Origin of the sequence: Mesorhizobium sp. B4-1-4 (assembly GCF_006439395.2) — a bacterium.
Taxonomy (GTDB): domain Bacteria; phylum Pseudomonadota; class Alphaproteobacteria; order Rhizobiales; family Rhizobiaceae; genus Mesorhizobium.
In genome coordinates this window covers 3,686,750-3,698,552 of sequence record NZ_CP083950.1, presented here as the reverse complement: position 1 = coordinate 3,698,552, position 11,803 = coordinate 3,686,750, and the positions used below count along the sequence as shown (strand labels likewise).

The window sequence follows — 11,803 nt, the reverse complement described above, 5'->3', positions numbered from 1 at the left end:
GCCAACGCTGACGCCTCCCTCTCCCCGTCCTTCACGGGGAGAGGGTAAGGGTGAGGGGCAGCGCAGACGGTCAAAGACATGTCTCCCCATAGCCCTCGGCGGCAATAAATCGAAGGTCGTGCGTGTCGATATTGCGCTCCAAGCGCTGCTCAATAGCAGCCAATAGCGTTTCGAGCACGGCTCCGATCTTTCAAAACATCGATGTTCCAAAAACGTAGGATAGACCAGCCATTTGAGACGATGAAGCGATCCCTCGCCTGATCGTATTTGTTGCCCGCATGCTGGCTTCCATCGACCTCCACAATCAGCTGGCATTCTCTACATGCGAAGTCAGCAAAGAAGGTTCCTATCGGAAACTGCCGCACGAATTTATGGCCGTTTAGTCTGCGGTCGCGCAATTCCGTCCAAAGTGCGCCTTCGGCATCGTTGTCCGACTGGCGCAGACGTCTTGCCCGTTTTGTTGTCGCGATTTTCGGTCCACGCATGCGCCGCCCCTCACCCTTACCCTCTCCCCGTGAAGGACGGGGAGAGGGGGCGTCAACGTCGGCCTCTCGTCCTTCGACGTTGTGATTGCAGCCTGTCCATCGATGGTTCACGGGAGAAGGAAGCTCACGCATTCCAAAGCCCCTTCTTCTTCATCTCCTCCATCTCGCGGGCCGCGCGTTCGCGCAGGCGGGTGTCGCGCAGCAGTTTTTCCACCGCGGCATCGTCGGACTTGTCGGAATAGCGGAACTCGCTGTCCGCGTAGCGGTTGATCTCCTGCATCACCATGTCCATCGAAAACGGCCCGCGCAGGTCCTCGATCATCGCCTTCTTGTCGTCGTAGCTCTTGTGCATGAAGGCTTCGGGCTTCTCGAACCAGTCGTCGGGAAGTTCGATGTCCATGGCGCGCATCTTGATGGCGTCGGTGATGTTCTTGATGGCGCGGCCGGTGAAGCGTGGCTCGGCATCCTTGATCAGGCGCAGATAGGTGCCGATATCGGCCATGGTCCTGGGCGCGCCGTTCTCCTTCATGTAGCGTTCATAGACCCGCATCAGCCCGTCCTCCCGCGGCTTCTCGTGCTGCTCATAGGCTTCCGCGACGGCGCGCTGGATTTCCTGTGCTGCGTAGAGTTTGTGGTCGCCCAGCGGAATCTTGTGGTTCTTGCCGGCGAGAAGGACAAAAATGTCGATGTAGTCGTCGCGCGTCTGCGGTCCGTCGACCAGCCAGCGGGCGCCGGCGCGCTGGCGCAGCGCGTCGTCGACATTTTCGGGATAGTTGGAAAACATGCCGAACGAGCAGTTGCCACGCACGACCGTGGACGCTCCTCCGAAGGCGTCCATCAGGACGCCGGTGATTTCCTGCTGGCCGGCCGAGGCGCGGTCGTCGGAGCGGCGCGCCGCCACCTGGTCGATGTCGTCGATAGTGCCGAAGCCGATGACGCGCGGATTGAGCACATTGTTGATGAACTGGCGGCAGTTCTGGCCCGACTTGCCTTGATAGGACGAGATCTGGTCGACACCGAAATTCTCATAGGCGAAGGGGTAGCCTGCGACCTGGCAGTAGCCGTTGACAAGGCCGGCGATCATCTGGATCAGCGTCGTCTTGCCGGTGCCGGGCGCACCGTCACCGATGAAGGTGAAGAGGAAGCCGCCGAGTTCGACGAAGGGGTTCAGTTCGCGCTCGAAGTCATAGGCCATCAGCATCTTGGCGAGCTTGACCGACTGGTATTTGGCGATGTGGTTGCCGACGACCTCTTCGGGCTTCTTGAAGGTCATCACCAGCGGCTTGGAGCGCTTGCCGGGCGCAACATCGAAACCGTCGAGGGTGAAATCGTCGACGTCGATGCGGATATGGGCGCTCTCGAACGGGCCGATGCCGTCGAAGCGGCCCTTGCGCGCCAGCAGCCCGTCCATGGCGACGCGGGCGAAGGCACGGGCGCGAGTCATCAGGTCGGCATCGTCGGATGAGCCTGCTATCGCCTTGTCCAGGCCGGCGATGATCGACTTCACCGCATCCTGGGGTGTGTCGAAGAGAAAATCCGGCTCGGGGATGTCATTCGGCGCCTCGCCGTTGCTGTCGATCAGCTGGAACAGGTAGGAGGCGAGGCTGAAGGCCGAAATGTAGGCCGAGGCCGACAGCAGCTTCTTGAAGATGGCGGCATCGTTGCCTTCGAGGGGCGCGCGGGCATTTTTCGCCTGCAGGCTTTCGAGATCCGAGCCCTCGGCAAAAACATCCGATACCGCCAGCGCGATCGCCGTGCCGCGCCGGGCGCGAAACAACAGCGTGTGTTGCGGGATGGTGAACAACTGGTCGTCGGGATGGACGGCGCCGACGGTCTTCGACAGCTCGACCTCACGCGTGCGGCGCACCGAGCCGACCGACACCGTCGAGACGAAGCGGCGGTTGGTGCCGGCCAATGCCGTGCCGGATTCGCGCGACGGGTCCTCCAGCGCGACGATGCGGGTGATGAAGCTTTGCGCGATGGCGCGATGCTTCTCGATCGCCGCTTCCGGGATGGTGGTCAGGCCGGTGTCCATGAAGGATGCTCCCTGGTGTGGCGGTCAGACGTCCGAGATCACCTGCCCGTTGGACAGGATGTGAACCTTGTAGCCGGCAAAAATCTTCTGCGCCTCGCCGGCGGCGTAGAGTGCCTGGTAGGCTTCGTGCGGAATCAGCGCATGGTTCTCATAGCTCGACACGCCCTGGCGCGCGGCTTCCAAATCGTCGGTGTTGATGAAGAATTCCTCGGACGACGGCTCGCTCGACCAAAGGCCCCTGCGGCCGGGCTTTTCGCTCTTCGAATAGACTTCCTGGATGGTCCAGGTCAGCAGCCAGGCATTGTCGGGCTTGCGAACCTTGGCCAGCACTTCGGCGACGACGGAATTGTTCTCGGTGATGCCGGCCGAATAAAAGGGACCGAGCACCACGCGGCGCAGCTGCTTGGGATGCAGCTCGGGGAAATCCTTGTCGAGGTTGACCGCGATGGTGGCCGGCGACAGCGTGTAGGCGGAGTTCTTCTCGGTGAAATCGTCGAAACGGTGGGCAAGCTCGGGATTGAGCAGGCCGTCGACGGGGAGCGGAATGTCGACCTTGTCGTTGAGCTTGCCGTTCCTGTCGACGAGCTGGCGGATCATGTTCTCGGAGGAGTCCTCCACCGTCGCCATGTAGACCAGCGGCAGGTTGGCGCTGCCGTCGAAGGTCGCCCAATGGACGAGATAATAGGGCCGCGCTGTCTTCGGGTTGACCGAAACATTTGCGGTTTGCGCCAGCATGAACGGGCCGAAGGTTTGCTCGCTCTTGACGTCCTCGAGGTAGAGCCGCTCAGCCATCGACCGCTGCAGCGCCTCGGGGAATTCCTTGTGGCGCAGGATGAAGTCCGCCATCTCCTCGCGCAGTTCGCTGGCCAGTGGGATGTTGGCGAGCCGCGCGTCGGCGTGGCGGCGGTCGTTTTCCAGTTCGAGCAGGTTCTGGAACACCGGGAAGCCGCTTTCGGCGCGCGAAATGCGAAACGTGTCCATGAAGCCCAGCCGGTTGCGCCAGCAGGAGAAGGACTTGTCGAGCCGGGCGATATATTCGGCGACGACCCTGGCGACGATGCCGTGCCGGTAGAGCGGCGAACGGTCGTCGCGCATGAACACTTCAAGGCCGCTGAGCGCTGCCGTGATCGCCGAGAAATACCGCGCCGCCGCGTCGTTTTCGGAGGTCATGCTATCGGCCCTGGATTGTCGCACCGGTGCGCGCGGCAATTATGACTGCACGTAATTGGCCGAATTGTGCTTCTTCAGCACCTCGTCGAAGCGGCGGGCAAAGGCGTCGTCCGCGAGCTTCTTGCGGCGCTGGATGTCGGCGGTGGCGACCATGTTCTTCTCGTGCATCTCAAGCAGATCGCCGATGTGCTTCTGCGAGGCGGCGCCAATGCCGGCCATGGTTTCCTCGGCCGTGTTGTCGACCTGGCTGCCCAGCGTGTTGATCTTGTGGGCAACGTCCTGCTGGGCTGCGGTCTTCAGCGAATCCTCCAGCGCCTTGTAGAGCACGATGCGCTGCTCGGTATCGATGGTCAGCTTGTTGATCAGCGTCGACTGCGCGGCGATCTGGTTGTTGAGCGAATCGACGAAGGTCTGGAACATCGAGGTGTAGCGCTCCAGCGTCTGGCTCTCAGCCAGCAGTTCCTGCTCCTTGGCCTGCTTCTCATTGTATTCGGTGGCCAGTTTCGACCGCTCGCCTTCGAGCTGGGTGCGATCCTTCTGGCTGGTCGAGGCTGCGATCTTGTTCTCGATGTCGAGCAGCATCGGGTTGAGCTCCTCGATGCGTTTCTGCACGGCTTCGAGGTTCGTCATGGTGGTCTTGCGGCGCTCGATCACTTGCGACAGGCTGGCCTCGGAGGTCTTGTAGCGTTGGTCGAGAATCTCTTTCTGCGCCTTGAGGATGCCGACGATGGTGTCGGACTTGGCCAGCAATTCCTGCAGATTGCCGGCCAGCGACATGTTGCGGACGCGGTCGGTGCGCATGCGCTGCTTGCGCTGCGCCGAAAAGACGCCGACGAAGTTCTCCCAGCCGGTATAGTTCTTCATGCTCTCGAATTCGGCGCCGAAGACATTGGTCGCGTCCTCGAGCCCGATGATCAGGTCGGCGATGTTGCCTTCCATCACCTTCTGCTGTTTCAGCACGTCCTCGATGCGGGCGTTCTCGATGTCGAAATTGGCGTCGCCGATCTTCTTGTCCGATGTGGCGAGCGTGTCGAGCATGGTGCCGGACTGCTCGATCCTGGCCCGCATGTCCTGGACGACCTGCTTGGTCTTGGCAATTTCGGCGTCGAAATCCTGCAATGTCGCCATAAGGGCCTCCCACTTCGGCATCAGGTCGCTGGTCGCGAACAGCGGCGAATATAAGTGGGGCATCCGGGGATTGAAAGGCGCGACGACAAGGGCGGAGCGAAAACAAAATATCCGGCCGCGCCCTTGAAAACCAATGGAGCCGTGGTCATAGCGTGATCAACTGGCCAGCCAGTCGTAGTTCAGCTGATTTTGAACTTTCATGCCGGCAAAGCAATCAGTCTCCGCCGAGGCGGATGCCCTCCGAATTCGACAAATAACTGACCAGTTGCAGCCGGCTCAGGGTTTTGGGTCGGCCTTCAGATAGGCAATGACGTTGGCGATGTCGTCATCGCTGCTGAGGCCACCAAAAGCCATCCTGTTGCCGGGCACCTTCAGCCTGGGCGCCTTGAGGTATTCGGCAAGATTCGCCTCATCCCAGACAAGACCGGCGGCGCCAGCGCTTTTCATGGCCTCCGAATAGTGGCCGAGGAAGCTTTCGGCGGTTCCGGCCGTGCGGCCGACGACACCCATCAGATGCGGGCCGACCTTGTCGCGGTCGGTAGCCGCTTCATGGCAGGCAACGCACCGGTTGAAGACGTGCTTGCCCAGCACCGGGTCACTGCCAGCATGAGCGGCAAGCGAGGTGACAAGCAGAAGGGTGCTGGCTGACAAAACGGCTCGAAGCATGGCTGACCCGGGGAGCTCTGGCTGACGGCCTTGTAGGACGGAGGCCTTAACAAACGCTGCATCGGCAGATCGGGGGCGATGCGTGGTCCGCGCGCCAGGTCAGGCCCTGGTGAAGCCGATAAAATCGTCGGGCGCGGCGCGGCCCATTTCCTCTTCCCAGTGGCGGCGGCAGAGCGAGACATAGACGTCCTTGCCGATCGCCACCTGTTCGCCCTGGCGGGCAACCTTGCCGTCCGGGCCGAGGCGCACGACCATCGTCGCCTTGCGGCCGCAGCGGCAGATGGTGCGGACCTCGCGCAGCTCGTCGGCGATCGCCAGCAAGGCGCGCGAGCCGGGAAACAGCTTGCCCTGGAAATCGGTGCGCAGGCCGTAGCACATGACTGGGATGTCGAGCCGGTCGGCGATGCGGGCGAGCTGCCAGACCTGCTCCTCCTCGAGAAACTGCGCCTCGTCGACGAAGACGCAATGGACGGCGCTGCGCCCGTGATGTTCGGCGACGCGGGCGAACAGATCGTCGCCGTCACGGAACATCTCGGCCTCGGTCTCCAACCCGATGCGCGACGAGATCAGGCCACTGTCGCCCTTGCTATAGTGGCCGGCGACGAACAGCATGGTCGTCATGCCGCGCTCGCGATAATTGTACGATGCCTGCAAGAGCATGGTCGTCTTGCCGGCATTCATCGTCGCGTAGTGGAAATAGAGCTTGGCCATGCCGCTCTTTTAAGCCGACTTGCCGCGGTGCGGGGAGGGCCTGCCGCCGCATTCCCCTGAAAAAGCCGTCACGGGCCGGCGCCGACAAGGTCAGGCCGGGTCGGCATAGCGTCGGCCGTGTCGCTGATTGGCCAGCCCGCGCCGTTGATCGTGATTGCCTTGATGCTTGAAACCGCACGAGAATGGTGTTTGGCTGACGAAACAAGGCGGGCAGAAAAACCGTAACTTCGCCTCGCCAAAGAATCGCAATGGGAGAAAGTACATGTCGCGTATGAATTCTTTCGTCGCCGGCCTCGGCCTGGCGGCTTTCCTGTCCACGAGTGCCGCCTTTGCCGGCGATCCGGCGAGTTGCAAGACTGTTCGTCTCTCCGATGTCGGCTGGACCGACATCCAGGCCACCACCGGCCTCGCCTCGGTGCTGCTTACCGCGCTCGGCTATGAGCCGAAGGTCATCCAGCTGTCGGTGCCGGTGACGATGGCGTCGCTCAAGAACAAGGACCTCGACGTCTTCCTCGGCAACTGGATGCCGTCGATGACCAACGACATCAAGGATTACACCGCCGACGGTTCGGTCGAGACCATCAGCACGAACCTGACCGGCGCCGGTTATGGCATCGTCGTGCCGACCTATGTCGCGGATGCCGGCGTCAAGTCGCTGACCGACCTCGGCAAGTTCAAGGACAAGTTCGACGGCAAGATCTACGGCATCGAAGCCGGCAATGACGGCAACCGCATCATCCTCGACATGATCAAGAACCCGAAGGACAACCTCGCCGGGTTCGAGCTGGTCGAGTCCTCGGAGGCCGGCATGCTGACGCAGGCCGAGCAGTCGATGAAGAACAATGAGTGGATCGCCTTCCTCGGCTGGACGCCGCATCCGGTGATGGGCGCCATGAAGATCACCTATCTCGACGGCATGGGCGACAGCGGCTTCGGTGCGGCCACCGTCTATACCAATGTGCGCAAGGGCTACACAACCGAGTGCCCGAATGCCGGCAAGTTCATCGCCAACCTGAAGTTCAACCTCGACATGGAAGGCCAGATGATGGACGCCATCCTGAAGGGCGGCGACGCCCAGACGGTCGCGACCGACTGGCTGAAGAAAAATCCGGACGCGGTCAAGCCATGGATTGCCGGCGTCACCACCTTCGACGGCGGCGATGCGGCGGCGGCGGTCAAGACCGCGCTTGGAGGTTGAGCCGGCTTTGATTTCGGCATGACCGAAAGAAAAGGGCAGCCATCTGGAAAAGGCTGCCCTTTTTCATATGCTGTGACAAGATGACGTCGCGACAGTACGGAGCCAAAGACAGAGCTCCGGCGGAAGAGGGGTGAGATGGATCCGATTTCCAAATTCATGGTCGATCACAAGATCCCGATCGGCGCCTGGGGAAAGTCGTTTTTCGGTTTCCTCACCGACAATTTCGACACCGTCTTCAGAGCTTTCTCCAACGGGCTCAATTTCATCCTCGACGGGCTGGTCAACCTTTTGCTGATGGTCCCGCCGGTGCTGCTGGCGCTCGTCATCGCCGTCATTGCCTGGCTGCTGCAGCGTTCGCGGCCGCTCGCCATTGCCGTCTTCCTCGGCCTGATCTTCATCATCAACCAGAACCTCTGGAAGCAGACGGTGCAGACGCTGGTGCTGGTCGTCGCCGCCGCCGCGATGGCGATGGCGATCGGCGTGCCGCTCGGCATCTGGGCGGCGCACAAGCCGAAGGTCTATCGCGTCATGCTGCCGGTGCTCGACCTGATGCAGACGCTGCCGACCTTCGTCTACCTGATCCCGGTGCTCACCCTGTTCGGTCTCGGCAACGCGCCCGGCCTCATCGTCACCATCATCTTCGTCATCCCGACCGCTGTCCGGCTTACTCATCTCGGCGTCGTTTCCGTGCCAAAGTCGATCATCGAGGCAGGCGAGGCGTTCGGCGCCACCAAGCGCCAGCTCCTGTGGAAGGTGGAATTGCCCTCGGCCCTGCCCACCATCATGGCGGGGCTGACCCAGTCGATCATGCTGTCGCTGTCGATGGTGGTGTTCGCCGCCCTGATCGGCGCCGGCGGCCTCGGCACCGAGATCAACCGCGCGCTCGGCTCACGCCGCATCGATCTCGGGCTTGAAGCAGGCTTGGCCATCGTCGTGCTCGCCATCGTGCTCGACCGGATGACCCGCATTGGCGTTGGAGGCAAGAAATGACCGTCGCCGTTGATTTCAGGAACGTCGACATCGTCTTCGGCGCCGATCAGGCGGGCTCGCTGGCGATGATCGACAAGGGCGCGACGCGCGCCGAGATACTCGAGAAGACCGGCAATGTGCTGGGCTGCGCCGGCGCCAGCCTGACCGTGCACGAGGGCGAGATTTCCGTGCTCATGGGTCTGTCCGGTTCGGGCAAGTCGACATTGCTGCGGGCCGTCAACCGCCTGAATGTCGTCTCGCGTGGACAGGTCCTGGTCAAGGACGGCGACCGCACGGTCGATGTCGTCACCTGCGACGAGGCGACCTTGCGGCGGCTGCGGCAGAAGCAGGTGGCGATGGTGTTTCAGCAGTTCGGGCTGCTGCCCTGGCGCACGGTGGAGGAAAATGTCGGCCTCGGTCTCGAACTCGCCGGCGTGCCGGACGCCGAACGCAAGGAACGCGTGCACAAGCAGCTCAAGCTGGTCAATCTCGACCAGTGGTCGAAGAAATACGCCCATGAGCTGTCGGGCGGCATGCAGCAGCGCGTGGGGCTGGCGCGCGCCTTCGCCACCGAGGCGCCGATCCTGTTGATGGACGAGCCGTTCTCGGCGCTCGACCCGCTGATCCGCACCAAGCTGCAGGACGAATTGCTGCAGCTGCAGGCGGAATTGAAGAAAACCATCATCTTCGTCAGCCACGACCTCGAGGAGGCGCTGAAGATCGGCAGCCATATCACCATCATGGAGGGCGGCCGCATCGTCCAGACCGGCGCGCCGGAGGACATCGTGCTCAGGCCCGCCAACGACTATGTCCGCGATTTCATCGCCAATGTGAACCCGCTATCGGTGCTGACCGCCTGGAACGTGATGCGCGACCGCCGCGACCTCGAACACGGCACGGACGGCTGGGTGTGGCTCGACCGGCGCAAGACGACGCGCTTCAAGATCGACGAGCATGGGCTGGTGGCGGCGGCCGAACGCGACGGCAAGCCGGCGGTGTGGGTGTCCTGCGCCGATGTCGAGAGACAGCCGGAGGAGAGCGCCCAGGTGTTCTGGGCCAATCCCGGCACGTCGCTGAAGACAGTGATGCTGGCCATGCACCGTTCGCAGACGGCACCGGTGGCGCTGTTCGACGACCAGTCGCGTTTTGTCGGCGCGATCGGCATCCGCGACGTGCTGAGCGCGGTGCTGCGGCGATAGAGCAATTTCAGGAAAAGTGTGAAACGGCTTTCCGTCTGGAATTGGTCGCCGGAAGATAGCTTAATTCAGGTCGCCAGCGGCAGGCGCAACTCCGTCAGCAGTCCACCATCCGGATGATTGGACAGGCGGATCTCGCCGCCGGCGGCGCGCGCGATGTTGCGCGCGATGGTGAGGCCGAGACCAAGACCGCCGGTCTGGCGGTTGCGGGACTGTTCCAGCCGGACGAAGGAGCCGAACACGGCATCGATCTGGGCCTGCGGTATGCCAGGCCCTTCGTCGCGAATGGCGAGGGTGATCGTGCCGTCCGAGCGATGGAGGCTCAGATGTGCCTTCTTGCCGTAGGTGACGGCGTTCTGCACCAGATTGGTGACGCAGCGCCTGAGCGCCACCGGCCGCGCCATGCAAATCAGACCGCGCGAGCGGGTATCGTCATTGTCGAAGGAGACATCCGGATAGGCGTCGGCGATCGATTCCACCAGCGACCAGAAGTCGATGCGTTCGTTCTTCTCCTCGGTCACCTCGAAGGTGGCGAAGTCGATCACGGAACTGGCGATGCTCTCGACATCGGCGAGATCATGCGCCAGCGCCTCGCGAACCGCCGATTTGCGCAACAGTTCCAGGCGCAGCCGCATGCGCGTCATCGGCGTGCGCAGGTCATGCGCGAGTGCGGCGGCAAGATGTTCGCGATCCTCGACATATTCGCGCAGCCTGGCCTGCATGGCGTTGATTGTCCTAGCGGCTGCTTGGACCTCCCGGCTGCCCGACTCGGCGATCGGCGGGCTCTTCAGGTCCTTGCCGATCCGGTTCACGGCGGTTTCCATCATCCGGTAGGGCGCCGTCAGCCGGCGCAGCGACCAGATCGACATGATCACCACCAGGCCGGCGATCAGCGAGTAGAGCGGCAGGCTGTCGACGCTCAGGATCGGGCCGACGGGCGTGATCGGCTCGGTGAAGTTCAGCCACTGGCCGTCCGCGAAGCGCAGCGAGGCAGTCAGCTTGTCGCTCTGGGCAAAGTCGGCGGCCAGGACCAGCAGGTCGCGTTCCACCTGACCGATATCGGGGCCCGACACCATGCCGCCGGCGTCGTCTGCCTCGCGCGTCGCCGGGTCGCGCCGCACGCGCGCGTCGGTGACGCCGAACTTCGACAGCCGGCCGACGAGGATGTCTTCCAGTTCGGCCAGTTCGTCGTCGCCGGCGATCGAGGAGGTGACGGCGGGGGTGTCCGACACGGTGAGCGCATAGGTCGAGTTGAACAGGCCCGCGGCGGTCGCCTTGCGCTCCTCGGGCGTGGCGCCGCTCATCAGCTGCACCAGCGAATAGGCGCGGTCGTTGAGGCGGTAGAGATCGACCACGTCGTTGGCGGCGGCGCGGTCGTGCGCCACGATATAGAGCGTCGCCACCTGGCTGATCAAAAGGCCGGCAATGACGATCAGCAGCACCCAGACAGGCAAGGTCTGCGGCAGGAAACGTCTCATTCGGAGGTCGTCTCGGGCAGGAACTGGTAGCCGCCGCTGCGCACGGTGAGGATCAGTTTGGGCGTCTTGGGATCATCTTCCATCTTGCGCCGCAACCGGCTGACCAGGATGTCGACGCTGCGGTCGAAGGAATAGTCGCTATCGCCGCCGGAGAGCTCGATGAGCTGGTCGCGGGTCAGCACGCGCTGCGCGCTCCTGACGAAAGTCTGCAGCAGGTTGAACTCGGCCATGGTCAGCTCGACCCTGACATCGTCGGGCGCGGTCAGCCGGCGCCGCGAACAGTCCATCGTCCAGCCGGCGAAGCGGTAGATCTGCTTGGGGGTGGCGCGCTTCGGCTCGGCGGCGCCATTGCGCCGCAGCACGGCGCGGATGCGCGCCAGCAGCTCGCGCGGGTCGAAGGGTTTGGGCACATAGTCGTCGGCGCCCATCTCCAGCCCGACAACCCGGTCGGTCGTCTCGGTGACGGCGGTCAGCATGATGATGGGTGTCGAATACTGGGCGCGCAGTTCGCGGCACAATTCCAGCCCGCTCTTGCCGGGCAACATGACGTCGAGCACGATGAGATCCACCTGCGCACGGCGCAGGATGGCTTCCATTTCGGTGCCATCGGCGGCAACCGAAGTGTGCAAGCCCCGCTTCTGGAAGAACTCCTGCAGCAGGTCGCGGATGCCCTTGTCGTCGTCGACGATCAGTATGTGTGCGTCGGATTTCACAGGTGCCCCGTCTCGGTTGCCGGCAAAGCGATTCTTGGTGGCTGAGCCACACGA

10 protein-coding genes and 1 pseudogene are annotated in these 11,803 nt (G+C 62.9%); 3 read left to right on the top strand and 8 right to left on the bottom strand.

Features of this window, described 5'->3' with window-relative positions:
* Positions 1–70: 70 nt before the first annotated feature.
* From FJW03_RS17695 to FJW03_RS17670, 6 genes and pseudogenes are all read right to left on the bottom strand, one after another.
* Positions 71–485: pseudogene (locus FJW03_RS17695) on the bottom strand (endonuclease domain-containing protein).
* Positions 486–609: 124 nt separating this feature from the next.
* Complete coding sequence (locus FJW03_RS17690; protein ID WP_140759823.1) at positions 610–2,520, bottom strand: AAA family ATPase; 1,911 nt, start codon at positions 2,518–2,520, stop codon at positions 610–612.
* A 24-nt stretch (positions 2,521–2,544) separates the two neighbouring features.
* Complete coding sequence (locus FJW03_RS17685) at positions 2,545–3,690, bottom strand: hypothetical protein (RefSeq protein WP_140759825.1); 1,146 nt, start codon at positions 3,688–3,690, stop codon at positions 2,545–2,547.
* 39 nt (positions 3,691–3,729) lie between these two features.
* Entirely contained in the window at positions 3,730–4,818 is a 1,089-nt protein-coding gene (locus tag FJW03_RS17680; RefSeq protein WP_140692092.1) for a hypothetical protein, read from the bottom strand.
* 276 nt (positions 4,819–5,094) lie between these two features.
* Entirely contained in the window at positions 5,095–5,484 is a 390-nt protein-coding gene (locus FJW03_RS17675) for a c-type cytochrome (protein WP_140759828.1), read from the bottom strand.
* Between the two features lie 99 nt (positions 5,485–5,583).
* On the bottom strand, positions 5,584–6,195 hold the full coding sequence (locus FJW03_RS17670) for a thymidine kinase (protein ID WP_140692097.1): 612 nt from the start codon (positions 6,193–6,195) through the stop codon (positions 5,584–5,586).
* Positions 6,196–6,457: 262 nt separating this feature from the next.
* Here FJW03_RS17670 and FJW03_RS17665 point away from each other — a divergent pair, with 262 nt between their 5' ends.
* The 3 genes from FJW03_RS17665 (at position 6,458) to choV (ending at position 9,561) form a co-directional block, all read left to right on the top strand.
* Positions 6,458–7,393, top strand: a complete 936-nt coding sequence (locus FJW03_RS17665) for a choline ABC transporter substrate-binding protein (protein WP_140610754.1) — start codon at positions 6,458–6,460, stop codon at positions 7,391–7,393.
* Between the two features lie 135 nt (positions 7,394–7,528).
* The gene (gene choW / locus FJW03_RS17660) at positions 7,529–8,383 is read left to right on the top strand and encodes a choline ABC transporter permease subunit (RefSeq protein ID WP_140610753.1); all 855 of its coding nucleotides are present in this window, start codon (positions 7,529–7,531) and stop codon (positions 8,381–8,383) included.
* On the top strand, positions 8,380–9,561 hold the full coding sequence (gene choV / locus FJW03_RS17655) for a choline ABC transporter ATP-binding protein (RefSeq protein ID WP_140759830.1): 1,182 nt from the start codon (positions 8,380–8,382) through the stop codon (positions 9,559–9,561). Before choW ends, choV begins: the two co-directional genes overlap by 4 nt.
* A 65-nt stretch (positions 9,562–9,626) precedes the next feature.
* On the opposite strand, the gene FJW03_RS17650 is transcribed toward choV, so the two are convergent.
* Both FJW03_RS17650 and FJW03_RS17645 read right to left on the bottom strand, forming a co-directional pair.
* Positions 9,627–11,036 carry an ATP-binding protein gene (locus FJW03_RS17650; RefSeq protein WP_140759833.1) on the bottom strand — a complete coding sequence of 470 codons (1,410 nt, stop codon included), beginning with the start codon at positions 11,034–11,036 and terminating at the stop codon, positions 9,627–9,629.
* Positions 11,033–11,749 (bottom strand): response regulator, encoded by a 717-nt coding sequence (locus tag FJW03_RS17645; RefSeq protein WP_140745521.1) that lies wholly within the window; start codon positions 11,747–11,749, stop codon positions 11,033–11,035. The genes FJW03_RS17650 and FJW03_RS17645 overlap by 4 nt, the downstream gene beginning before the upstream one ends.
* Between the last annotated feature and the right edge of the window lie 54 nt (positions 11,750–11,803).